A 22,825-nucleotide genomic window follows, 5' to 3' on the forward strand; every position below is an offset into this window, starting at 1 on the left:
GCGTGGCCCTGCCGGCGCCGCTGATCGCCGCGACCTATCGCGATGCCTGCCGCGCCGAGCTGACCGCATTGAAGCCCGGCAACGTCCATCGCTTTGCCGGCGGCCACGGCATGGACGTCGGCGTCTTCGAGCGAAGCGCCGACGTCTCGGCCCCCGAAATCGCCGCGCCCGGCAGACCGGTCGGCGCCCGGGTTCGGCGGTCGGTCGACGCGACCTTCGCTGCCGTCGGCATGAACACCAATCTCGGCATCCTTCTCCTCTGCGCCCCGCTCGCCGCGGCGGCGGAAGGCCTGCCCCGTCGCCCTGCCCCTCCATCCGTGGAAGACCAGCTGCACGAGGCGGTGGCGGACAAGCTCGCCGCCCTTGGCCCGGACGACGCCCGCGACGTCTTCGCGGCCATCGCCCGTGCCTCGCCCGGCGGCCTCGGCGACGGCGGCGCGCACGATGTCCGCGCCGCGCCGACCATCGGCCTCGTCGAAGCGATGCGAATCGCTGCCCCGCGGGACCTCGTGGCGCGCCAGTATGCCGAGAGTTTTGCCGCCGTCTTCTCCATTGGCGTGCCCGCATTGCGGATGGCGCACGCCGAAAACGACGACGGGATGATGCCCGCGGTCGATTGTTTCCTGACCTTCGCCGCCGCCTTTCCGGACAGCCACGTCGCCCGGAAGTTTGGCGATGCGGCTGCCGTGGCACTGCAGCATCGAATGGCCGACGCCCGCAAGCGGTTGAAGGTGATAGGCAATCGCGGGTCCCGCCTGGCGTTTCTGGCTGCCTTCGACGCCGAGCTGAAGCGCGAGGGCCTCAATCCCGGCACCTCGGCCGACCTCACCGTCGCCAGCATTTTCGCCGACGGCCTCTGCAGACAGCTTGAAGATTGGGGGTCCGGATGATTGACTGTGCCGCGCGAGGGTCCATGTCCCTCCAGCAGCTATCTGGCCAACCGGTCTCGCAAGGGGCGTCGTGAACAGGGATAGCCGTGCGGCGGATCGAGAGGGATCCTGCTGCCGGGAGGATCTTTGGTCGTTGGTTCCGCGCTTGGCGCCTTCGGCCGAGGCTTTTCCCTAAAAACGGAACGACAGAACCGGTCCCTCGGGCACCGGAAGTGCATGTATGTGAACCATCTCAGGAGGAATGAGACATGGCGAAAATCAACAAGGTGATGGTCGGCGAATCGCTCGTCGGCGAAGGCAACGAAGTCGCCCATATCGACCTGATCATCGGACCCCGCGGCAGCGCGGCCGAAACCGCTTTCTGCAACTCGCTGACCAACAACAAGGACGGCTTCACGTCGCTCCTCGCCGTGGTCGCGCCGAACCTGCCCTGCAAGCCCAACACCCTGATGTTCAACAAGGTGACGATCAAGGGCGCCAAGCAGGCGGTGCAGATGTTCGGACCGGCGCAGACCGCCGTGGCGCGCGCCGTCGCCGACTCGGTCGAGGACGGCACCATCCCCGCCGACGAGGCGGACGACCTGTTCATCTGCGTCGGCGTCTTCATCCACTGGGAAGCCGAGGACGACGCGAAGATCCGCGAATACAACTACAAGGCCACCAAGGAATCGATCGAGCGCGCCATCAAGGGCACGCCGACGGCTGCCGAAGTCGTCGCCAAGAAGGGCACCGCGGCCCATCCTTTTGCCGGTGCTTAGACAAGAGACCATCCCGGGGAAGACGACAAGCCGGCGATGAAAGCCGGCCTTCTCCGGCGATTGGCCGCCATTTTCGGGTTCCAGTAGAGCGAACCCACCGAGAGGAAAAAGGGGCCCCGGCCCCTTTTTTGTTGGCGGCATTGTCAGTGGACGAGCTGCGCCCGACCGCCTGACGAGACTGTTGCGCGCGCGTCGGCGGCGCCTTTTCCTTCAAAATGCCGGTCACGTTCCATAGCGGGCGAGCGTTGCCGCATCGAGCCGTCCATCGTGCAGCGCCGTGGCGACGAGGGCGCCCGCGATGCCCGCCGCCTGGAGCTCATCCAGGTCCGCCGCATGGCGCACGCCGCCCGCAGCAAACACCCGCCGCCCTCCCGCGGCCGCCTTCACCTTCGTCAGTCGCTCCAGATCCGGACCAGCGCCGCTGCCAACCTTGGCCAGCGTCATCGCGATCACCCGCGCCGGCCAGTCGTCTGCCGCGTCTTCGAGCCCTTCTGGTCCGACGAAAGCCGAGCCGCGGTAGTCGAGCGACAGGATCGCGCGTTCCTCGCGGCGAAGATCGGCGATGGTCGCGGCGCTGTCGATCGTCTCGCTGCCGAGGACGACGATGACCCCCAAGCCGAGATAGTCCCGCGCTTCATCCGCCGTGTGGACACCCGCATCGAGCCAAAGCTCGAGTTCGGGAAACTCGGCCGAGAGCGCTTCGATTGTCCCCCGGTTCGCCGGCCGCCCTTCGATGGCGTCGAGATCGGCAATGTACAGCGCCTTGAAAGCCGCGAGCGACAGGAGCCCGCGGGCAACGTCGAGCGGCTGCGGCGTCGCCGACAGCGGCGTTTCGATCGGGCGATAATTGGCCCGGTCGCCCATCACGCCGCGCACGACGACCCCGCCCTTGATGTCGAGCACCGGAATGATCTGCACCGCTGGATACCTCTTCTCCGCATGGCCTCTCGCGAGGCCCACCAGCCCGGCCGTTTCCGCCCGGTCCGATCGACCGGTTGGTTTCCCGTCCCGGCGGCCTTATACCAGAGCCGGTCACAAGGGGGTGACGGATTTGCTGGCCGTCCGGGCGCGCCGCATCAGGGAAGTGGACCATGACGAGAACGCTGGGTTGGGATGTGGGAGGCGCCCATTTGAAGGCCGCACTCGCCGAGAACGGCGAGATCCGCCATGTCTGGCAACTGCCGACGCCCCTCTGGAAAGGCCTGGAACCGCTGGATACGGCGCTTTCGGCAATCCTGTCCGAGGCCGGCGACGTGTCCGGGCATGCCGTGACGATGACGGGCGAGCTGTCCGACGTCTTCACCGAAAGGGGCGAGGGCGTCGCCTCCCTCACCGCGATCGTCACCCGCCATCTCGGCGAGAACGTGCGTCTCTATGCCGGCAGCCTCGGCCTGGTGCCGGCGGCAGCCCACGCCGATCACGTCGGCAAGATCGCCTCGGCCAACTGGCATGCCAGCGCCGGCCTCGTCGCGGCGCGCATCGAAGCGGCACTGTTCGTCGACATGGGATCGACGACCACCGATATCGTCCCGGTGACCGAGGGCGCCGTCGTCGCGCAAGGTGAGACCGATGCCGAGCGGCTCCTCGCGGGCGAACTCGTCTACCAGGGCTATACCCGCACGGCGCTGATGGCCGTCTCCGACCGCGTGGCCTTCGCCGGACGGCAGACCCCGATCATGGCGGAGCTCTTCGCCACCATGGCCGACGTGCAGCGCATCCTCGGCATTCTCGACGAGGATGACGACCAGCACGCCACCGCCGACGGCAAGGACAAGACGATCGACGCGTCCCGTGCCCGCCTTGGCCGGATGATCGGCCGCGACGCCTCCGAGGCCGACGAGGCGAGTTTCGAGCACCTCGCCCGTGCCTTCGCCGAGGCCCAGGTCCGGCGCATCCACGACGCCGCGCTGCAGGTGCTCTCGCGCGGCACGCTTCCCGGCCAGGCGCCGCTCGTCGTCGCGGGCGCCGGCCGCCCCGTGTTGAAGCGCCTTGCTGCCCGCCTCGACCGCGGCGTCGTCGACTTCGCCGATCTCATCGACTGCCGCTCGGAACTGCGCGACGACACCTGCCGCGCAGCTCCGGCAGCGGCGCTCGCGATCCTGGCGCAGGAGGCGGAATAGAAGGTTCAGGCCTCCGCGGAGGGCTCGGTCGCCGCGAGATGCGCGATGATCTTTTCCATCAGCCAGTACCAGGCCTGGCGCTCGTCATCCCCGGCGGTCTTTTCGATGGCGATGTTGAGATAGGCCACCTCGGCCTCGATCTTGTCGGCGGGCAACATCGACAGCCGGCTGACGAGGATCGCCGCCTCGACGATCGCCGCCCGCGCCCGGTTCATGCCCGTGAACGGCCGGTGCTGGCCCGATCCGGTGATGCGACAGTGGAAACGCGGGCGCTGCGCGTGCGTCTCGACGCGCTCGACGGTGAGGATATCGTGGGCGAGCGCGGCTTCGAGGCGCGGCACCGCGCAGTCCTCGAGCGCCGTCAGCGGCCAGTCCTTGCGGCCGGTCAGGCAGCCGGCGAAGATCAGGGCGTCGTCGGTGTAGTTGACGACGGCAATGCCGTTCGCCTCGAGATTGTCGAGCGTCTTCGACGGCCGGAAGGGCGCGATGACCCAAAGATCCCCGTCTTCGATGATGCCGAGCGGCGCGATGTGCACGGCACCGTCCGGGCCGATCGTCGTCAGAATGGTCTCGCGGATGTAGGGCATGGGCTCCATCACTTTGATCATCGTCCTGGCGAAGGCGGGCCACGCCGCAGTGCCGGCCGGCATTCCCGTGTGCGCCTTCGCTACGGGTCGGCGTCGCCCTTTGCAGCGACGGGCTCCGGCATGGCCGGGGCATCGCCGCCGGTCTTCGGCTTCAGCGTATGGCCCGCCGATTCCAGCCGCGTCCGGTCGACCGGCTCGGGCGGCGTCGCGACACCGAAATCGATCGGGCCGTCCTGCGCATAGCGCTTGCCGAGACGCCAGGCGATCTCGGCCTTCTGCAGTTCGGCGCCGAGATAGAAGGCGTGCGCGGCATCGTCCGCGACGCCGAGATGGGGATAGAACTCGAAGGCGTCCGTCTCCACGCGGTGGATGTCCCGGTTGTAGACATGGACCCCGTCCACCGCCGTCTCGATCCGGAAATTGCGGTCGCGCACTTCGCTCGCCTGTGCCGCGAGTTCCTCCGGCGTCGAGGCGAAGGGTTTCAGGTCGTGCACCTGGAGGAGCGCCGACGAATAGCCGCGCGGCAAGGCGCTATCGGCGCGGGCGGCAAACATCATGCGGCGCGCGGCATCGTGCTCCTCGATCGTGCGCCGCGTGTGCGGGCTGACATGGACGACGAGGAGATGGCGGATCGCCAGTTCCGAACAGATGCCGAGAAGGGTCGCGGTGACGCCCGACGTGTCGGCGTCGGTCAGCTCGGTGAGATTGCCCGTTCCCATCAGGATCGCGATATCGGGATGTCTTTCCCGCAGGCGCTGATAGCGCACCAGCGACGCCGTGAAGCCGTAGTGGATGGGATCGAGGATCGAATCGGCGATGAAGGGGATGCCCATCGACCGGGCCTTGCCGATGGCGCGGTCGAGGGAGTCCAGATCATGCGGGACTGCCGGCACGAGGATCGGCACGGCGCTGCCCATTTCGGCAATGTCGAGTGTCTCCTCGGAGAGGCTGAGAAGAAAATCGGCCCCGGCGCGGGTGGCGCGACCGAGTTCGTCGCGGTTGGCCGAGTCGACGCTGACCTTCAGGCCCTGGCGCTTCAGCTCCTGGATCGTCTCTTCGAGATGGGCAAAAGGCGTATCGGGCAGGCAGCCGAGGTCGATGACGTCGGCGCCGGCGGCGCGCATGCCGAGCGCGCGCGTCGCGATGGCGGCGACGGACATCGCCGAGGCGTCGACGATCTCGGCAAAGATCTGCATGTCGTGGCGCGACAGGTCCGGCGGCGCGCCCTTGCGGCCGAGAAAGGCGGGAAGGTCGACGAGTTCGTCCGGGCCGCGCTGGAAGAGGACCCCGAACTGCCGCGACAGATGGTCGAGATCGGCGCGGCACCGGCCGGGCACGATCACCCTTGTGGCGTCGACCGGCTTCGGCAGGCGACGCCCGATGATGTCGCCGGTCATCAGCGCCGCGACCTTGACGCCGATGTCGTGGATCGCCCAGTCGAAATCGGTGGACCCGAGCGCCGTCAGCAGCTTTTCGAGCCGCGGCCGCGCGAGATGCCCGGTCAGGAAGAGGAGCTTTTCGCCCGGCATGGCTCGATCCCTTGGAGCCGGCGGACGGCTGCTGTCATTCGGCGGCGTCGAGTATCGCCGGCCGCCCGGGAATCTCATGACCGGGAATGCCGCCTTCCGCAAGCACCACGCCCGCAAGCGCCAGATCCGAGGGTCCCGCGACATGGACGGGGGTCTCGGGACGCAGCATCGACAGAAAGCTCTCGTCGACGATGCTCGCACCGGCAAGGGCGTCGAGATGGGTATCCTCGGGCACGTCGATCTGCTTGACGAGGAGAAGCCGAGCGCCGGGCAGGCGGCCCGCGAGCCAGGCCGAGAGGCTGTCGGACGTCACCGACCAGTCGCGGGCGACTTCCGTCGACTCGACGGCACTTTGTGCGGCCATCCAAACCGGGATCTTGCCCGCATCGAGGGCGGCGATCATCTCGTCGTCGCTATGCGCTTCGACCATGCGACTGCCGAGGCTCACCAGCGCCAGGCCGAACTGCACCATGGCGAGGATCGCCATGTGGTGCGCTGCCTCGTCGCCATAGCCCATCTTCGTCTGGTATTTGCGCACGGCGTTGGCGAAGGGACCGCCGCCGGGAACGATGATGACCGGGCGCGTCGCCTCCTCGATCGCCGCGATCCATCGGGTGAAGTCCGGCGAGGCGGCGGAGCTGCCGCCGAGCTTGACCACGAGAATGTCCTGCATCTGCCTTTCGCCGCCAGCGCGACGCCTCTCTCCCGACGCCCAGAGACTGGACGCCTCCGCGTTGGATTTTCGCTCTCGTTTCGCGCCCAGCGGACGTCCCGTCACGGGCAACCCTCGCGTCATCATACGGCCGCTAGGGGGCGGATTGTAAAGCGCATTTCGTCGCATTCGTGCTTCAGCAGAGGATGCTGCAGCGCGGCAAGGCCGGCCAATTCCGGGTTACGGCCGATGGATTTCGATCCCCACAGCGGCCGGCCCGAGCTCGAGCTTCTCGACGCGAACCGTGACCGACGTCACCCGCGCGTCGCCCAGAACCGCCTGTGCCAGATCCTCCGCCAGCGTCTCCACGAGATCGGTATGGCCGCGCGCGACGAGGCTTCGGACCGCGTCCATGATGAGGTCGTAGGAATAGATGTCGGCCATGGAAGCGGGGGCCGACGACGCCGGCGCCACGGCCGCGTCGACGCTGAACCGGACCTTCTGCGTCCGGCCGCGCTCGAAGCCGTAGGCGCCGATCTCCATGTCGAGCGTGAAGTCGCGAACGAAGATCCGGTCGGTGCGGGCGGAGCTCGGCGTCTTCTCGACCACGGCCGCAGGTGACGACGCCTCGGTATCGATCAGGACGCGGATCGTCCGGACCGCATCCAAGGAAAGGCCATCTTCGCGCCGCCCGGCAGTCAGCGCGCGGCGAAAGCCGAGATAGTCCGGCTTCAGGACACCGAGACGGGGCACGTCCGGCGCCTCGAGCGAACCGGCGAGACCACAGAGGAGGCCGCGCTCGCGGCAGTCCGTGACGAAGCCAGCCAGAGCGTGGAGGGACAGATGCTTCAGGAGGCCGCCACCGTCCTTGCCGATCGTGTCGATCATCGCACCGCGGAATCCAGCCCTGGCGAGATCGGTCAGGAGCGAGAAGTCCGGGTCGCCGTCGGCGAAGAAGACGGCGATGAGCGGCGTCGCGGCCGCCTGCGACGCCAGGGCGAAGATCACGTCCTGCCGGTCGTCGCGACTGGCGGGGAACAGCCCGATCTTCACGAAGTCCGCCGCCGCTCGCGCCGCCACCGCCGAGCGCACCGCGTCGGGCTGCATCGGCAGGTCGCCGGCGACGGCCGAGACCGGGCGACGGCCGGCGACGCGGGCAATCGTGGCCGCGAGGATTTCCGGCGAAACGGCCCCGAGCGCCCCCTGGCGCGGGTCCTTCAGGTCGATGAAGTCGGCCCCGCCTTCGAGCGCCAGTTCGGCCTCGTCGGGGCCGGTGACGCTCGCCAGAAGCTTCATCACTGCGCCGCCTCGATTGCGGTGAACTGCTTCTTCAGCGTGTTCTTCCACAACGCCTCGACGCCGCGGCCCCACATCTCGTCATTGTTGCCGCGGATGTCGGCGCTCCCCTGGGCAACGAGCTTGCCGGTCGCGACCTCATGGCCATAGGCGTTGATGTTGAGGATGAGATTCGAGACCTTCTGCACCGTTCCGGTGACGACGATGTCGGCGCCGAGGTCCTTGCCGAGGGCGAGGACACACTTGTCGCACTTCCGCAGGACCTGCTTGCCCGCCTCTTCGGCAACGGGCGTGACGTCGACGATGGAAAAGTTCGCCTCCCCGTCGATGTCGGCGCGCAGGCGCGGCGCCAGCAGCGTCAGCCGCTGTGTCTGGGCCGGATCGACGCCGTTGATCTCGCCTTCGAGGCTGGTGTCGATCAGTTCGAAGTCGAATACCGCCACCTTCTTTTCCGCCGCGGCGGCCGGAACCGCCATCAGGGCCAGGAGCAGAACGGGAAAAAGTCCACCTTGTCTTCGCACGGCGATTTTGCTCCTCATGCAGGATAATGGCGCCCGCCGTCGGGGACACTTAGCGCCGCCGGACCGCCAGACAAAGAGAATTCCGCCGGCCAGCGCGCCGCGGGCGATGCACCTGGGAGGGTAGCGTGATGAACGGCAGCTTGATCGGCATGGGAGGTCCCGCCCGCGCGGCCATCCTGGCTCTCGGCCTTTTCTCGGCCCCCGCCATGGCCCAGACGCCCCCCGCCGCCCCGGCTGCGGACGCACCCGCACCACCAGCTGCAGCCGCCACAGCGCCTTCGCCCGCCGTGATCCGGATCGGCTTTCTGCGCAGCTACGAGAAGACGACGGCACTGTCGGTCCTCGACGAGCCGCCAGAGGACATCGGCCTTGCCGGGGCGAACCTGGCCATCGCCGACAACAACACCACGGGCAAGTTCACCGGCCAGAATTTCACGCTCGAAACCGTGACGTCAAAGCCTGGTGAGGACGTGATGCCGGCCGCCGAAAAGATGATCGCCGACGGCATCCACTACATCGTTACAGACCTTTCGGCGGAGGACACGCTGAAGGTCGCCGACAGGCTCGCGCCCAGCGGCGCACTCGTCTTCAATGCGGGGGCGCTCGACGACAGCCTGCGCGAGGAAAACTGCCGTGCCAACATGCTGCACACGGCTCCCACCCGTTCCATGCTGGCGGACGGCCTCGTCCAGTATCTGATGTGGAAGCAGTGGCGGAACTGGGTGCTGATCACCGGCAGCCACGACAAGGACAAACTGTTTGCCGACGCCCTGAAGAATTCCGCGAGAAAGTTCGGCGGCAAAATCCTCGAGGAGAAGATCTTCGAGGACACCGGCGGCGCCCGCAATACCGATTCAGGCCAGGCCCAGGTGCAGCGCCAGATCCCGGTCTTCATGCAGGGCCTGCCCGAGCACGATGCCGTCCTCGTCGCCGACGAGAGCGAGGTTTTCGGCACCTACATCCCCTGGCGCACCTGGGTGCCGCGTCCCGTCGCCGGCTCGGCCGGACTGCGGCCGAATTCCTGGCATCCCTCCTCCGAGCAATGGGGCGGCGAGCAGATCCAGAACCGTTTCGAAAAGTCCGCCGGCCGCCGCATGCAGTCGAAGGACATGCAGGTCTGGACCGCCATCCGGGTCCTCGGCGAGGCCGCCTCGCGCACGAACTCTGTCGAACCGGCGAAGATCGACGCCTTCATCAAGGGACCGGACTTCACCTTGGCCGCCTTCAAGGGCCAGCGCCTGACCTTCCGCGACTGGAACTGGCAGCTGCGCCAACCGATCCTTCTGGCCGACGATACCTCCGTCGTCTCCGCCTCCCCGCAGGAAGGCTTTCTGCACCAGAATTCGGAACTCGATACGCTGGGCATCGACAGGCCGGAGACCAAGTGCAGCTTCTGATCCCGGCAGCCTGCAGCCGCAGTTTGCGGCGGGCCTGCCGTCCGACCTATGATGCGCGACGCTAGCTTCCGGCAATCCAGCGAAATCGCCTGAAGCTCCAGTCCGTGGATCGTCGCGCCGGATCTTGCGAAAACCGGATTCCGCTATTTCGCCCGGCACTCCAGGCCGCCGCTTGAGAAGGAATTGTCCGTGTCGCTGAGGGGCAGGATCGCCGCGATGATCGCCATTGCCGCTCTGGCGATGCTCATCGTCGGCAGCGCCATGAGCATCGTGCACGCCCAGCGCCGCGTGGCGACCGAGATGGCGGCAGCCGGCACCGTGGCGGGCAATGCGGTGACGCGCCTCATCGCCGAACTGCCCGCCTCCCCCCGCCCGCAGCACGAGCTCGAAGGCCTCGTCCAGACCTTCAACGGCGACCGCCACGCCCGCATCCTCCTGGTGGACGCTTTTGGCCGCGTCCGCATGCAATCGGAACTGGCGTCGCCGCCCTTGCGCCTGCCGGCTGTGCTGGAAAAGCTCCTGGCGCCCGCGCCGCAGACACGGCTCGTGCCGTTGCCGCCGGCCGCCGCTCCCGTCGTCGCCGCCATGCTCGTCGTGGCCCCCATCAACGAGATCGCCGAAGTCTGGACCGAGCTGACGACGAGCCTCCTTCTGCTGGCCCTCTTCGTGGTGGTCACTTCCGGCCTGGTCTTTACCGTGGTCGGCCGGGCGCTTGCCCCGCTCGGAGATCTCGTCTCCGCCTTCCACCGCATCGGCCGGGGCGATTATGCCGTCGCGCTGGCGCCCCGCGGCCCGCCGGAACTGGCGGCCCTGACGCGCGGCTGCAACGACATGGCGTCCCGGCTGCAGGAAATGGACCGGCGCAACCGGCGCCTGTCGGAGCAGTTGTTGCGGCTGCAGGACGAGGAACGCGCCGGGCTCGCCCGCGATCTCCACGACGATGTCGGCCCCTTCCTGTTTGCCATCGACGTCGATGCCGGCAGCATCGCCAGCCGGGCCGAAACGGACACGCCGGGTTATGACAGTACGGAAATCGCCGAGCGCGCCGAGGCGATCCGTCGCGCGGCGCGCCATGCCCGCCAGGAGGTGCGACGGATTCTCGGGCGTCTGCGCCCCGGACTTCTCTCCGGTATCGGACTGAAGGCGACCCTCGACCACCTCGTGGCCGACTGCCGCAGCCGCCATCCCGCCATCGATTTCAACCTCGACGTGACCGAGACCGATCTGGGATCGGAGACGGAGGCCCTCCTGTTTCGCATCGTGCGCGAGGCGGTCAACAATTCGCTCCGCCACGGACGGCCCACCGCCATCGGCATCCGCATCCACGAGCAGTCGGGCGTCGTCTCGTACCGGATCACCGACGACGGCGGCGGCTGGCCGGTGACGGGCGTATCCGGGGGCTACGGGCTGATCGGCATGCGCGAGCGTGTCGAGGCCGCGGGCGGCCAGCTCGAGTTCGGCGAGATCGCGATACCGCCGGGCGTCAGCATCGCCGGCGTTCTGCCGCAGGCCGATATGGCGACGGACATGTCGGTCGATGCCACTGAGGAAGAAGCGGTTGGCACCGGCATGACCGATCGCACAGCCGCGGCACCTTCCCTCGCCGTCAGCCCGCCGGTAAGGGACAAGAACCTGGCGCGAAGGACGCAATCGGCATGAAGGTTCTCATCGTCGACGACCATGTCGTGGTGCGCGAAGGCGTGCGGCGTCTGCTCGCAAAGCTCCCGGCCAGCGCCGTCTTCGACGCCGAGACGCCGTTCCAAGCCCTCGATGCCTTTCGCAGGCATCGGCCCGACATCGTCGTCCTCGACATCAACCTGAAGGGCGGCAGCGGGCTCGACGTCCTCCGGCGGCTGCGGGCGGACGATCCGCAGGCGAGAGTCGTCGTCTTCTCGATGTATTCCGACCTTGTCTACGCAACCTCGGCGCAGCGCGCCGGCGCACTCGGCTATGTCTCCAAGAGCGCGCCCTCCGAGGAACTCCTCGTCGCCATCCGCAAGGCCGTGCGCGGGGAGACCTATGTCGATTCCGAGACGTTGCAGGACATGGCGGCGGCACCCGCCGCGACGCGCAATCTGTCGGCGCGCGAGCTCGAGATCCTGCACATGCTCGGCGATGGACGAAGTCTGTCGGAAATCGCCGAAGGGCTCGGCGTCGCCTACAAGACGATCGCCAACACCTCGACCCGCATCAAGGAAAAGCTCGGCGTCGAGCGCACCGCCGATCTCGTGCGCTTTGCCATCGAGACACGGGGCGGTCGGCTGATCGACCCCGGCGCGTTCTGAGCTTTCGGCACTTCCCGGCAATGACGGGAACTTATCCCATTTCCCGCCTCTGGCACCCCGGCTAGCTTCGTTCTGCACGCTGTCGTCCTGTCTCGACCCGTTCCCAAGGCGGACCCTTCCGGGATGACAGTGTGCCTGTAGCCAGCTGACCTCAGGGGTCAAACGGCAAGTTACCTCGTCCAACGGCAAAGCCGCTGCGAGTCCTTCCCGACACAGCCGGAGACCGGCCTGGTCGGGCCAGAACAGAGTTCCGGCATCGGAACCATCGGGAGGAAGAATGCGCACACTCGCTCTGGCGGCTCTCGCCTCGACTCTGTTGATGTCGGCCAGCCCCGCCTTCGCCTACAAGATCTTCGTCTCGAACGAAAAGGGCAACGACGTCACCGTTCTTGACGGCGAGACCTTCGAGATCATCCACACCATCAAGACGGGGCAGCGGCCGCGTGGCATCGTCAGCAGCCCCGACGGCAAACGCATCTATGTCTGCGCCAGCGACGACGACACCATCGAGATCTTCGACGCCGCGACCTACGAGAAGCTGGGCACGCTTCCCTCCGGTCCCGACCCCGAGCTGATGGTCGTCGCGCCCGACGGCTCCAACATGTACATCGCCAACGAGGACGACAACCTCGTCACCGTGGTCGCCCTGGCCGACGGCTCGCGCCTCGCCGAGATCCCAGTCGGCGTCGAGCCCGAGGGCATGGGCATCTCGCCGGACGGCAAGACGATCGTGAATACGTCCGAAACCACCAACATGGCGCATTTCATCGACCGCGACAGCCAGGAGATCGTCGCCAACGTTCTCGTCGACTCGCGTCCGCGCTTTGCCGAATACAAGAAGGACGGTTCCGAAATCTGGGTCTCGGCCGAGATCGGCGGCACGGTCAGCGTCATCGACGACGCGACGAAGGAGATGAAGCACAAGATCACCTTCGCCATTCCCGGCATTTCGTCGGAATCGATCCAGCCTGTCGGCGTTCGCCTGAACCAGGAGGGGACGAAGGGCTATGTCGCCCTCGGACCGGCCAACCGCGTCGCGGTGGTCGATGCCAAGACCTACGAGGTTATGGATTATCTCCTCGTCGGCCAGCGCGTGTGGCAGCTCGTCTTTTCGCCCGACGGCTCACGCCTTTTCACCACCAACGGCATTTCCAACGACATCTCGATCGTCGACACGGAAAGCGACGAGGTGATCAAATCCGTGCAGGTCGGCGAGCAGCCCTGGGGCGTCGCCGTCGGCGACTTCTGAACACGCGCCCGGCGACAGACGGTTCGCGCAGAAGCGGTCGCGGCCGGGTAATGAATGAAGGCAAGGGGAGGACGACGATGAGGGTATTCTGGCTGTCGCTGATGGCGACGACGCTGGCCGTGGCGCCGATGACGGCGGCATTGGCGAAGGACGGCAAGATCGTCCTGGCGCAGGCCGACGATGATGACGACGACGACGATGCCGCTCCGGCCGCCGCGAGCGGGCCATCGCCCATGGCTCCCGCCGAAGCGCCGGGGAAGGGCATGCCGGCCAGCGCCCTCAACGCCAAGAAGCTCGGCCTCGCCGATGTCTCGCTGTCGAGCCAAGACGTACCGGAGCTGATCCTCGGCTCGGCCGAAAGCGAATTCGTCACCAACCACAAGCATTTCGTGCTGCGGGCCGGCCAGGGCTACCGCTGGAACATCACCTCGGCGGCGGGTCTTGAATACAAGTTCCGCGCGACCGACTTCTTCCGCAATGTATGGTTCAACCAGATCGTCATCGACGATCTCGAGATCCACATGGCCGGACCGCCGGCCTGGCTCGAGTTCGACGCGATGGGAACGATCGCGATCCAGTTCACCTCCATCCGCCCCGGCGACTACGAATGGCACATCGACGGGCTCGATGGTGCGCAGGACATGAAGGGCACGATCACGGTCGTGCCGTAGGGACCGACATGGGATCCAACGATCCGCGCGCCTTCCCGCGCTCTGCGGGACGGCCGGTTCCAGCGCTCGACATCGCGGGCGTCAGCCACTCCTATGGAGCCCGGCTGGCGCTCGACGATGTCTCGTTCACTGTTCCGCAGGGCAGCTTCACCGCGCTTCTCGGTCCCAACGGCGCCGGCAAGTCGACGCTGTTCTCGCTCGTCACCCGCCTCTACAACACGTCCAAGGGCGAGATCTCGATCCTCGGCCGGGCGCTGTCGCGCGAACCGGGCGAAGCGCTGCGCCGCCTCGGCGTCGTGTTCCAGGCGCGCACTCTCGACCTCGATCTGTCGATCCGCCAGAATCTCGCCTATCACGCGGCGCTTCACGGCCTGCCCGGTCGTGTCGCGCGGGCGCGGACGGAGGCGATCCTGAAGGGAAGCGACCTGATGGACCGCCTCGGCGAAAAGGCCCGCAATCTCTCGGGCGGCCAGCTGCGCCGCGTCGAGATCGTGCGCGCCTTCATGCATTCCCCAGAGCTCATCCTTCTCGACGAGCCGACCGTCGGTCTCGACATCGGCTCGCGGGCCGAGATCGTGGCCGAGGTCCGCCGTCTCGTGCGGCAGGAGGGCGTCAGCGTCCTCTGGGCGACGCACCTCATCGACGAGGTCGAGGCAAGCGACCGGGTGGTCGTTCTGCACAAGGGCAGGGTCCTCGCCGAGGGCGGCGTTGCCGCCATCGTCGAGGACCAGGGCGCCAGCTCGATCCGCGACGCTTTTGCCACCCTTACCGGCCTTGCCCGGCCTGATCTCGGCGGCCCCGTCGCCGCGGAGTTCCGGACGTGAGCGACGCCGTCCGGACTCCGGCAGACAGCCCTCCCCGGCCCGGCTTTACCTCGGCCCACTATCTCATCTGCTTCTGGGGCATCGTCTGGCGCGAGGCGCTGCGGTTCCTGCACCAGCGCGAGCGCTTCGTGTCGGCGCTGGTGCGCCCGCTGCTCTGGCTGTTCATCTTCGCCGCGGGCTTTCGCCAGGTGCTCGGCGTTTCCATCGTGCCCCCCTACCAGACCTACATTCTCTACGAGGTCTACATCACGCCGGGTCTCATCGGCATGATCCAGCTCTTCAACGGCATGCAATCCTCGCTGTCCATGGTCTACGACCGCGAGACCGGTTCGATGAAGACGCTGCTCGTCTCGCCGCTGCCGCGCTGGTTCCTCCTGGTGTCGAAGCTGTCGGCGGGTGTCGCGGTGTCGCTCGTCCAGGTCTACGTCTTCTTCGCCATCGCCTGGTTCTGGGAAGTGCATCCCCCGGCGATCGGCTATCTCACCGTGTTTCCGGCCCTCGTCCTGTCGGGCCTGATGCTCGGCGCGCTCGGGATGCTGCTGTCATCGCTGGTCCAGCAGCTCGAGAATTTTGCCGGGGTGATGAACTTCGTGATCTTTCCGATGTATTTTGCCTCATCGGCGCTCTATCCGCTCTGGCGCATCCTCGAATCGAGCCCGCTTCTCTACCGGATCTGCCAGGCCAATCCCTTTACCCACGCGGTGGAGCTGATACGCTTCGCCCTCTATGGCCAGTTGAACCTGGCGGCGCTCGCGGTCGTTTTCGGCTGTACGGTCCTTTTCCTCGGCGGGGCGATCCTTGCCTATGATCCCGGCCGTGGCGTCATCGGCCGCAAGCGGCAATAGGCAACGCGAGTCCGCTGCAGGCGGTAGAGACGGATCGAAGGTGCAGGCCCACTTCTCGCTCGCAGCCCACATATCCTGGGGAGGATAACATGACATCGACGAGATGGCGGATTTTGTCCTGCTGCATGCTGGCGCTCTGGGGCACCGATGTGGCCTCGGCGCAGACGACACCACGCCCGATACCGGAAGGGTTCGTCCTGCCCGGCCCGCCGCCGACCAACGCTCCAGGCGCAACCGGCGCCGACGCCCCGGTCGCCCCCGCGAATGCCGCCTCTTCGCCGACACTGCCGACGGCAGCGCCCGCTTCGGCGGCGACGTCGGCAGGCCCACGCCCGATCGTCGGTTCCATGGCCGTCGCACCTGCTGCCGTGGCGCCCGGCGCCGGCACGACGCAGCTGCTCGGACAAGTGCCCGGCGGCCCCCGTGCCTGGCCCTGTATCCAGCGCAAGCTCGACCATGTCGACGCTGGCCAGGTCTGGCAGGGACCGCCACTGGAGAGCGTCGCGGGCGCACCGCGCACGGAAGCGATCAGCCAGTTCGTCGCTTCCGTCGCACCCCGCCGGGTGCCGCTGGGCGATGCCGAAGCCAAGGCCCGCGATTTCGTCCGTTCGCTGCCGGAAGCCGAGCGAAAGGATCGCGCCACCGCTGCCTTCGCCGAGCTTCTGGCGCTGCTGAATAGCGAGCGGACCAGCATCATGAACGGCATCGAGCGCTATGGCGCCAAGCAGCAGGCGCTGGCCGCCAAGCTGCGCGAAGAGAATGCCGCACTGAGCGACCTGCGCAACAAGGGTGAGATGGCAAAGGCCGCCGACGCGCTGGAGGCGCTGCAGTGGGACACGCGGGTCTTCGATGAGCGGCGCCGGTCGTTGACCTATGTCTGCGAGGTGCCGACGCTCATCGAACAACGCCTGTTCGCCTTGGGCCGGGCAATGAGCGGCGCGCTGTAGAACGCTAGAGCATGGTCCCGAAAGGTGGCTTCCGACTTTCGAAAGAGACCATGCGGAAACAAAGAACCAAAGCAGGACGGCGATTTGAAGAAAGGCCATCCCGCTTTGGCGTTACGGGCGATTTTCCGGGCTCGCGCGAAACGCCGGCTTTCAAGTTGCCGCGCCGGATACTGCGAAAAGCCGGTTCCCACTTGTTCGCCCGGCGCTCTATCGCCTGGACGGGTGCGTGCTGCGCGGGCGAGCCGGCAGGACGCTACTCTCCGGGACCCGCCCGCTATTCGTCCGGGCGCGTCTCCGGCTCCCGCGGTTCGAGCGGAAGGCCGGCCTCGGCCCAGCCGTCGGTGCCGTCGGGATACCAATGGACGGCGCCGTAGCCGGCCGAGAGCGCGCGACGGGCGGCGTTCCAGCTCATCCAGCAGTCGCGCAGGCAGTAGAAAACCACGGGTCGCTGCTTGTCGCCGCCCGTCGCCCTCGCCAGACCATTCAGAAAATAGGCTTCCATTGCCGGCGGCAGCGCGCCGTAGCCGGTGTCGACCAGCCAGACGGAACCCGGAATATCCCGGCGCGGCTTGGGATGCCAGACGGTCCCCTCGGGCAGGCCCTGCGGCCGCGGCGCCCGCGGCAGGACGTCGACGAAGACGGCACGTTTTTCATCATGGAGAAGCTTCGCCGCATCGGTATCGACCACGTTGGCGCCGGCAAGCGTTGCCGGTGTCGGCGAGCGGTAGTCATCCATTCGATAGCCCGGCGGCTCGACCGGAACATCCACCGGCGCCGCAGTCGTCACGGCAAGTGCCGGGGTGCCGAGCGGCGTCAAGAAGGCCAGCGCGAGTGCAAACGCCGCCAGACCGCGCATTCTAGCCGCCGTGCTTCTTCGAGACGATCGGCTTGTCCTGCTCGTCGAGCAATGGCACGCCGAACGACAGGAGGATCTCGTTCAGCTCGTCCTGATTGGAGCGGATCATGTCGTTCAGCGTCCGCTTCCACTCCTGGTCTGAGACGCGGACGCCCATGGTGATGCGAAAGGCCATCGGCGGACCCTTCGTCTCGCTCACCAGCGGCGTCACGACGTAGTCCTTCTTGGCCTCGCGGGCGTAGTAGCCGGCCTGCGGACCCCAAAGGATCGCCGCATCGATCTCGCCCTTGCCGAGATCCTCGATCATCTGCTGGGCCGAGTTGTCGTAGCGGGTGTCGACCATCAGCTGGTAGCCCCGCGCCTTTCCGATCAGGCCGGCGCGGGCCATGTAGGTGCCGGGCGGGGTGCCGGCGACAACGCCGATCACCTTGTCCTTCAGAAGCGGATCGCCGATGGTCGTGACGCCGGCCAGCGGACCGTCCTTCGGCACGACAAGCGAATAGGCGGTGCGGTAATAGGCGTTGGTGTTCTGGACGAGCTCGTCGCCTTGCGGATAGCTCATGATGACGTCGCAGGCATTGGCGGCCAGCGTCATCCGCACGAATCCCGTCGCTTGCGGGAAGAAGCTGTAGCTCACCGACTTTCGCCCGAGCTTTGCCGCGACGAAATCGGCGAGGGCATTTTCAAACCCCGCGCCCTTGTCGTTGGAAAAGGGGAGGTTGCTGGGGTCGGCGCAGACCCTCAGCACATTGGGATCGACCAGCTCGATCGAACCGCCGAATTCGCGGTCCTGCGCATGCGCGGTGCCGGCAAGGGCGAAAAGGGCGGCAGCGGCGAGGCCAAGGCTGGTGCGAAACCCGCTCATCGCCTCAGAACCCCAGGCAGGAATTTTCGGCCGCCTGCGCTTCCTTGTTGAGCGCCGGCTTTTTCGGCTCGCCCCGCGGAATGGCCCCGTCGGCCCGGCCACGAAGATAGACGTAGATGCTGTCGAGGAAGCACATCACGTTCACGTCCTCGCCCCAGGCGGGCATGATCGAATTGACCGGATGCCACTTGTTCTGCTGACCGTTCACCACGATTCCGGTGAAGTCGTAGTAGTTGATCCGCTGCAGCTGCTCGGCGAGATTCGGCGCGAAGGACGAGCCGAGGCCGTCAGGCCCGTGGCACTGGAAGCAGTTGGCAGAATACTTCTTGTAGCCGCGCCAGGTGTAGTAGTCGAACGTTCCGTCGGCATTCTTGGCGTAGATGGGATTGCCAGCCGAGTCGACAAACTTGCCCTCTTCCCCGGGCGTCGCTTCCATTCCGTTCTCTTTCGAGTCGATCGACATTGCGCCGCCAGCGGCGGGCGCGGCCGAGGCAGTGGCCGTTGCAGCTGCCGGCGCAGCGGCAGCAGGGGCGGTCGGCGCTGCGGCTGGTGCCGCCGGCGTGGCAGCGGGCGTCGCGGGCGCGGCAGCCGGAGAAGTGGCGGTGGCCGCAGCCGCGCCGGCGGGGGCCGCCGGCACGATCTGTGCAGGCGCCTGGGCCGTCTGGGCCGAACCGAGGGAGGTCGTCGCCAGAAGGGCGGTGCCGGCAAGGGCGAGTAGGGTGCGGTTCATCGAAGCCTCATGGAATAACCGGGTCCTGATCGACCGGCCCGGCCGACGCTGACAATACAAAGACACAACATCGATAACGCATCGAAACTGCGATAGATGCGTAAGACGATAGATCTGCGGACACTTACCAGACGTGAACAATCGCTACCGGACGTGAACAATTTCGCTCCGCCCCACGGCTCCGCCGTCGATATTTACCTGAGTGTTTTTCGTCTGCACGAATGCATGCGGTAGATAGACAAAACCCGGCGATCAGCCACGGCCGCTCGTCGGGTTCGGTGGCGGTTGACCTCGCCGCCGGAGCGGCGAGGTCGAGAGTTGAACGCGCCTACTTCGCCGCGGTCTGGTTCGGAACGGTGAACACCGTCAGCTGGCCGCCGAGCGCGGTGTACTTCGACAGGGCGGCGTAGCCGCCGACCGCGCCGAGACCGGCGTTCGGGTCGGTGAGGCCGGCCGCGAGGCCGATGCCCGCCCAGCCGCCGATGCCCGAGAGCACGCCGACGAACTGCTGGCCGTCAGTCTCATAGGTCATCACGTTGGCGATGATGCCCGACGGGGTCTTGAACTTGTAGAGTTCCTCGCCCGTGGTCGAGTCGACAGCCTTCAGAAAACCTTCCAGCGTGCCGTAGAACACGATGTCGCCAGCCGTGGCGAGCGCACCCGACCAGACCGAGAACTGCTCGGGGAGCGACCAGACGATCTCACCCTTGCCGGCGTCCCAGGCAATGAAGTTGCCCATGCCGCCATGGCTGTTGGGGGCCGGGTACATCGACAGCGTCGCGCCGACATAGGGCTGGCCGGCGGTGTAGGCGACACGGAACGGCTCGTAGTCCATGCAGACGTGGTTGGTCGGCACGTAGAACAGCTTGGTCTTCGGCGAGAACGCCGCCGGCTGCTGGTCCTTGGTGCCGAGAGCGGCCGGGCAGATGCCCGTCGAGTTCACGTCTTCGCCGTTCTGCTCGGTCGAGTACTGCGCGACCACCTGCGGACGGCCGTACTGCTCCGATTCCTTGTCCATGACGACTTCCGTCGCCCAGTTCACGGCCGGATCGTACTTCTTGGCGACGAGCAGTTCGCCGGTGGCACGGTCGAGCGTGTAGGCAAAGCCGTTGCGGTCGAAATGCGCCAGCACCTTGCGCGGAGCGCCGTCGACATCGATGTCCGCGAGGATCATCTCGTTGACGCCGTCGAAGTCCCACTCGTCGTGCGGGGTCATCTGATAGACCCACTTCGCCATGCCGGTGTCGGCATCACGCGCCATGATGGCCATCGACCACTTGTTGTCGCCCGGACGCTGCGACGGGTTCCAGGTCGAGGGGTTGCCCGTGCCGTAATAGATGAGGTTCAGCTCCGGATCGTAGGAGTACCAGCCCCAGGTGGTGCCGCCACCGATCTTCCACTGATCGCCTTCCCAGGTCTTCAGCGAAGAGTCCGCACCGACGGGCTTGCCGAGGGCCGTGGTCTTCTCCGGGTCGAACAGCATTTCGGCGTCCGGGCCCGTGGAATAGGCGCGCCATGCCTGCGTGCCGTCCTTGAGATTGTAGGCCGTCAGCGATCCGCGCACGCCGAACTCGCCGCCGGAGATGCCGATCATCACCTTGTCCTTGACGACCATCGGCGCGGCCGTGCCGGTCTCGCCCTTGCTCGGATCGCCGTTCTTGACCGTCCAGACCTGCTCGCCGGTCGCCGCATCGAGCGCAACCACCGTGGTGTCCGCCTGATGCAGGATGATCAGGTTCTTGCCGCCCTCGGCAGCCGGGGCATAGGCAACGCCGCGGTTGACGGTATCGCAGCACATCACCGGAATGACGTTCGGATCCTGCACCGGCTCGTACTTCCACTTGATCGACCCGTTATCCTTCAGGTCGAGCGCGTAGACGATGTTCGGGAACGGCGTGTGGACAAACATCGTGTCCCCGATCACCAGCGGATTGCCTTCATGGCCGCGCAGAACGCCGGTCGAGAAGGTCCAGGCCGGGACGAGGTCCTTGACGTTGCCCTTGTTGATCTTGTCGAGGGTCGAGTATCGCGTGTTGGCGTAATCGCCCGTCGGCATCGTCCAGTCCGCAGCATTTTGCTGCATCGTTGCCAACGCCTCGTTCGCGGAAGCAATCCCGGCCCCGAGGCCGATCATCAGGCTCGTCGCCAGTGCCGCCTTCGTCATCATTTTTAGCATTAGATTCCTCCGAAGGAACTAAACCCACCGGCTCCCGCGAACGGAATGTTCACGCGCGACCGCCTCGATCACAATGGGGAAGGTTTCCGGCAGCGTGTCACGACCGCCAATAGGGGTCTTGGTGGGCACCGTTGAAACTGCCCTACCGTGGCCTTCGAGATTCGCCATGCTCCCAACACGGCGACCTTGAAGCCGGAAACCATGGAGCGAGGCTAGGCTGAGAAGAATGCGGATGCAAGCGGCTCGACACCGAATTCATGTGTGCAATGCAACATACTTACGGTGCGCCGCGGTATAACCATTGATCTTCGGCTCTTGCATTCAGGATATTTTCCTTATTGAACACTTACGATATACGTATTTCTTCATGCTATTGATATGAAATACAATACAGACCCCATTACGCCCAAGAAACCTCCTTATCCGAATCGGAAATGGCTTCAAACGGAGGGTGGATAAAGCCTGCGCGCCGTCATTTTCATCACCGCAGCGTTCAGATAATTTATCTCCCGCCGACAGGGTGGAGAAAACGACTTTCAGTGGGCGCGCCCCATAGCTCAGGTTACGTCGTTCTCAGACTTTCGGCATAATTGCGTGAATCCCGTTGGGATCTGATAAAGGCCGTCGCGTCAGGGCATCGCCGCAGACAGGAGGGCGAAAAACGATGATGTCGCGGAGAAGCCTCCTCCAACTCGGCCTTGTGATGGCGTCGGGGGCGGCGAAAGCTGCAAATGCGGACGCCGAGGGGCCGCTGGAAACAGGGCGATTCCGGGCCATCGCCGATGGCGTCTATGTGCGGCTGGGACGGGTGGCGCTGATCAGCCAAGGGAATCTCGGTGCCATCGCCAATCTCGGCTTCGTCGTCGGGAAGGATGCCGTCGCGATGATCGACAGCGGGGGCAGCATGGAGGACGGGCGTGCCGCGCTGGCCGCCATCCGCGCCGTGACGAGCCTGCCCGTGCGCTACCTCGTCAACACCCACATGCATCCCGACCATATCTTCGGCAACGAGGTCTTCAGGCAGGCGGGCGCAGAGATCATCGCCCATCATGCCCTTCCCGCGGCGCTGGCCGCACGGCGCGAGACCTATCTGACGACCATGCGAGACGAGCTCGGGGCACGGTTGACCGCCGAGGTGACGATCGCCTTGCCCGACAGCACCGTCGACGGCGAACGCCTGCTCGATCTCGGCGGCCGACAGTTGCGCCTGACGGCCTGGGGGACGGCGCATACCGATAACGACCTCACCGTCCTCGACGAGACGAGCGGCACACTGTTTGCCGGCGACCTGGTGTTTCTCGACCATGTGCCGATCGTCGATGGCAGCCTCAAGGGCTGGATTGCCCAGCTGGATGCCCTCGCCGCCCTGCCGGCAGAGCGCGTCGTGCCGGGCCATGGCCCTGTGGCTGCGTCCTGGCCGCAGGCGCTTCAGCCCGGGCGGCGCTATCTGGAGACGCTGGCCGGCGACATCCGGCTTGCCATCGCCGAGGGGCGGACACTGAGCGAGGCGATCGCCACGGCCGGCGCCAGCGAGGCCGGGAACTGGGCGCTGTTCGACGACTACAACGCCCGCAACGCCTCCGCCGCTTTCGCCGAGCTCGAATGGGAATGATCGTGCCTGCCGCGC

General features: G+C 66.5%; 22 protein-coding genes. 12 read left to right on the plus strand and 10 right to left on the minus strand.

All coding sequences use genetic code 11. From position 1 onward, the window contains the following. The first annotated feature begins 2 nt into the window (after nt 1-2). Both Sa4125_RS19230 and fae read left to right on the plus strand, forming a co-directional pair. A complete protein-coding gene (locus Sa4125_RS19230; RefSeq protein WP_224000607.1) occupies nt 3-890 on the plus strand; it encodes a triphosphoribosyl-dephospho-CoA synthase in 888 nt (295 codons plus the stop codon). A gap of 248 nt (nt 891-1,138) precedes the next feature. Then, entirely contained in the window at nt 1,139-1,648 is a 510-nt protein-coding gene (gene fae / locus Sa4125_RS19235) for a formaldehyde-activating enzyme (protein WP_188854627.1), read from the plus strand. A gap of 222 nt (nt 1,649-1,870) precedes the next feature. Here the strand turns inward: fae and Sa4125_RS19240 are convergent, their stop codons facing one another. Continuing rightward, complete coding sequence (locus Sa4125_RS19240; RefSeq protein ID WP_224000609.1) at nt 1,871-2,566, minus strand: HisA/HisF-related TIM barrel protein; 696 nt, start codon at nt 2,564-2,566, stop codon at nt 1,871-1,873. Between the two features lie 173 nt (nt 2,567-2,739). Between Sa4125_RS19240 and Sa4125_RS19245 the strand changes: the two genes are divergently transcribed. After that, nucleotides 2,740-3,768: a hydantoinase/oxoprolinase family protein gene (locus Sa4125_RS19245; RefSeq protein WP_224000611.1), complete on the plus strand. Its 1,029-nt coding sequence runs from the start codon at nt 2,740-2,742 to the stop codon at nt 3,766-3,768. A 5-nt stretch (nt 3,769-3,773) separates the two neighbouring features. On the opposite strand, the gene Sa4125_RS19250 is transcribed toward Sa4125_RS19245, so the two are convergent. The 5 genes from Sa4125_RS19250 to Sa4125_RS19270 form a co-directional block, all read right to left on the minus strand. Beyond that, nucleotides 3,774-4,355: a DUF447 domain-containing protein gene (locus Sa4125_RS19250; protein WP_224008034.1), complete on the minus strand. Its 582-nt coding sequence runs from the start codon at nt 4,353-4,355 to the stop codon at nt 3,774-3,776. An 80-nt stretch (nt 4,356-4,435) separates the two neighbouring features. Next, entirely contained in the window at nt 4,436-5,884 is a 1,449-nt protein-coding gene (locus tag Sa4125_RS19255; protein ID WP_224000613.1) for a DUF6513 domain-containing protein, read from the minus strand. Nucleotides 5,885-5,918: 34 nt separating this feature from the next. After that, nucleotides 5,919-6,557, minus strand: a complete 639-nt coding sequence (locus tag Sa4125_RS19260; protein ID WP_224000615.1) for an amino acid kinase — start codon at nt 6,555-6,557, stop codon at nt 5,919-5,921. Nucleotides 6,558-6,776: 219 nt separating this feature from the next. Further along, nucleotides 6,777-7,832: a (5-formylfuran-3-yl)methyl phosphate synthase gene (locus tag Sa4125_RS19265; RefSeq protein WP_224000617.1), complete on the minus strand. Its 1,056-nt coding sequence runs from the start codon at nt 7,830-7,832 to the stop codon at nt 6,777-6,779. Beyond that, nucleotides 7,832-8,353, minus strand: coding sequence for a DUF3280 domain-containing protein (locus Sa4125_RS19270; protein WP_224000619.1), 522 nt, complete (start codon nt 8,351-8,353; stop codon nt 7,832-7,834). The genes Sa4125_RS19265 and Sa4125_RS19270 overlap by 1 nt, the downstream gene beginning before the upstream one ends. Nucleotides 8,354-8,481: 128 nt before the next feature. On the opposite strand from Sa4125_RS19270, the gene Sa4125_RS19275 reads away from it, so the two are divergent. From Sa4125_RS19275 to Sa4125_RS19310, 8 genes are all read left to right on the plus strand, one after another. Next, complete coding sequence (locus Sa4125_RS19275; protein ID WP_224000621.1) at nt 8,482-9,750, plus strand: ABC transporter substrate-binding protein; 1,269 nt, start codon at nt 8,482-8,484, stop codon at nt 9,748-9,750. A gap of 189 nt (nt 9,751-9,939) precedes the next feature. Continuing rightward, nucleotides 9,940-11,409: a sensor histidine kinase gene (locus Sa4125_RS19280; protein WP_224000623.1), complete on the plus strand. Its 1,470-nt coding sequence runs from the start codon at nt 9,940-9,942 to the stop codon at nt 11,407-11,409. After that, nucleotides 11,406-12,035 (plus strand): response regulator transcription factor, encoded by a 630-nt coding sequence (locus Sa4125_RS19285; protein WP_224000625.1) that lies wholly within the window; start codon nt 11,406-11,408, stop codon nt 12,033-12,035. Before Sa4125_RS19280 ends, Sa4125_RS19285 begins: the two co-directional genes overlap by 4 nt. A 277-nt stretch (nt 12,036-12,312) precedes the next feature. Continuing rightward, nucleotides 12,313-13,284 carry a PQQ-dependent catabolism-associated beta-propeller protein gene (locus Sa4125_RS19290; RefSeq protein WP_224000627.1) on the plus strand — a complete coding sequence of 324 codons (972 nt, stop codon included), beginning with the start codon at nt 12,313-12,315 and terminating at the stop codon, nt 13,282-13,284. A 77-nt stretch (nt 13,285-13,361) separates the two neighbouring features. Then, nucleotides 13,362-13,955: a hypothetical protein gene (locus tag Sa4125_RS19295; RefSeq protein WP_224000636.1), complete on the plus strand. Its 594-nt coding sequence runs from the start codon at nt 13,362-13,364 to the stop codon at nt 13,953-13,955. 8 nt (nt 13,956-13,963) lie between these two features. Next, nucleotides 13,964-14,779: an ABC transporter ATP-binding protein gene (locus Sa4125_RS19300; RefSeq protein WP_224000638.1), complete on the plus strand. Its 816-nt coding sequence runs from the start codon at nt 13,964-13,966 to the stop codon at nt 14,777-14,779. Then, nucleotides 14,776-15,624, plus strand: a complete 849-nt coding sequence (locus Sa4125_RS19305; RefSeq protein WP_224000640.1) for an ABC transporter permease — start codon at nt 14,776-14,778, stop codon at nt 15,622-15,624. Before Sa4125_RS19300 ends, Sa4125_RS19305 begins: the two co-directional genes overlap by 4 nt. Nucleotides 15,625-15,713: 89 nt before the next feature. Next, a complete protein-coding gene (locus Sa4125_RS19310) occupies nt 15,714-16,571 on the plus strand; it encodes a hypothetical protein (RefSeq protein WP_224000642.1) in 858 nt (285 codons plus the stop codon). A 274-nt stretch (nt 16,572-16,845) separates the two neighbouring features. Here Sa4125_RS19310 and Sa4125_RS19315 read toward each other — a convergent pair whose 3' ends face one another. From Sa4125_RS19315 to xoxF5, 4 genes are all read right to left on the minus strand, one after another. Next, a complete protein-coding gene (locus tag Sa4125_RS19315; protein WP_224000644.1) occupies nt 16,846-17,427 on the minus strand; it encodes a PQQ-dependent catabolism-associated CXXCW motif protein in 582 nt (193 codons plus the stop codon). A gap of 1 nt (nt 17,428) precedes the next feature. Then, nucleotides 17,429-18,292, minus strand: a complete 864-nt coding sequence (locus Sa4125_RS19320) for a substrate-binding domain-containing protein (protein ID WP_224000646.1) — start codon at nt 18,290-18,292, stop codon at nt 17,429-17,431. Between the two features lie 4 nt (nt 18,293-18,296). Beyond that, nucleotides 18,297-19,022, minus strand: coding sequence for a cytochrome c (locus Sa4125_RS19325; protein ID WP_224000648.1), 726 nt, complete (start codon nt 19,020-19,022; stop codon nt 18,297-18,299). 328 nt (nt 19,023-19,350) lie between these two features. Beyond that, nucleotides 19,351-21,156: a lanthanide-dependent methanol dehydrogenase XoxF5 gene (xoxF5, locus tag Sa4125_RS19330; RefSeq protein ID WP_224008037.1), complete on the minus strand. Its 1,806-nt coding sequence runs from the start codon at nt 21,154-21,156 to the stop codon at nt 19,351-19,353. A 706-nt stretch (nt 21,157-21,862) separates the two neighbouring features. Between xoxF5 and Sa4125_RS19335 the strand changes: the two genes are divergently transcribed. Beyond that, nucleotides 21,863-22,810: a quinoprotein relay system zinc metallohydrolase 2 gene (locus tag Sa4125_RS19335; protein ID WP_224000650.1), complete on the plus strand. Its 948-nt coding sequence runs from the start codon at nt 21,863-21,865 to the stop codon at nt 22,808-22,810. The last annotated feature ends 15 nt before the right edge of the window (nt 22,811-22,825 follow it).

The sequence above is a fragment of the Aureimonas sp. SA4125 genome, from assembly GCF_019973775.1.
Lineage (GTDB): Bacteria > Pseudomonadota > Alphaproteobacteria > Rhizobiales > Rhizobiaceae > Plantimonas.

Bases quoted from the DNA above. Each gene is read 5' to 3' on its own strand.
- fae (WP_188854627.1), top strand. From the start codon at position 1,139: ATGGCGAAAATCAACAAGGTGATGGTCGGCGAATCGCTCGTCGGCGAA.
- Sa4125_RS19245 (WP_224000611.1), top strand. From the start codon at position 2,740: ATGACGAGAACGCTGGGTTGGGATGTGGGAGGCGCCCATTTGAAGGCC.
- Sa4125_RS19250 (WP_224008034.1), bottom strand. From the start codon at position 4,355: ATGCCCTACATCCGCGAGACCATTCTGACGACGATCGGCCCGGACGGT.
- Sa4125_RS19255 (WP_224000613.1), bottom strand. From the start codon at position 5,884: ATGCCGGGCGAAAAGCTCCTCTTCCTGACCGGGCATCTCGCGCGGCCG.
- Sa4125_RS19260 (WP_224000615.1), bottom strand. From the start codon at position 6,557: ATGCAGGACATTCTCGTGGTCAAGCTCGGCGGCAGCTCCGCCGCCTCG.
- Sa4125_RS19265 (WP_224000617.1), bottom strand. From the start codon at position 7,832: ATGAAGCTTCTGGCGAGCGTCACCGGCCCCGACGAGGCCGAACTGGCG.
- Sa4125_RS19275 (WP_224000621.1), top strand. From the start codon at position 8,482: ATGAACGGCAGCTTGATCGGCATGGGAGGTCCCGCCCGCGCGGCCATC.
- Sa4125_RS19285 (WP_224000625.1), top strand. From the start codon at position 11,406: ATGAAGGTTCTCATCGTCGACGACCATGTCGTGGTGCGCGAAGGCGTG.
- Sa4125_RS19290 (WP_224000627.1), top strand. From the start codon at position 12,313: ATGCGCACACTCGCTCTGGCGGCTCTCGCCTCGACTCTGTTGATGTCG.
- Sa4125_RS19295 (WP_224000636.1), top strand. From the start codon at position 13,362: ATGAGGGTATTCTGGCTGTCGCTGATGGCGACGACGCTGGCCGTGGCG.
- Sa4125_RS19300 (WP_224000638.1), top strand. From the start codon at position 13,964: ATGGGATCCAACGATCCGCGCGCCTTCCCGCGCTCTGCGGGACGGCCG.
- Sa4125_RS19310 (WP_224000642.1), top strand. From the start codon at position 15,714: ATGACATCGACGAGATGGCGGATTTTGTCCTGCTGCATGCTGGCGCTC.
- Sa4125_RS19315 (WP_224000644.1), bottom strand. From the start codon at position 17,427: ATGCGCGGTCTGGCGGCGTTTGCACTCGCGCTGGCCTTCTTGACGCCG.
- Sa4125_RS19320 (WP_224000646.1), bottom strand. From the start codon at position 18,292: ATGAGCGGGTTTCGCACCAGCCTTGGCCTCGCCGCTGCCGCCCTTTTC.
- Sa4125_RS19325 (WP_224000648.1), bottom strand. From the start codon at position 19,022: ATGAACCGCACCCTACTCGCCCTTGCCGGCACCGCCCTTCTGGCGACG.
- xoxF5 (WP_224008037.1), bottom strand. From the start codon at position 21,156: ATGATCGGCCTCGGGGCCGGGATTGCTTCCGCGAACGAGGCGTTGGCA.
- Sa4125_RS19335 (WP_224000650.1), top strand. From the start codon at position 21,863: ATGATGTCGCGGAGAAGCCTCCTCCAACTCGGCCTTGTGATGGCGTCG.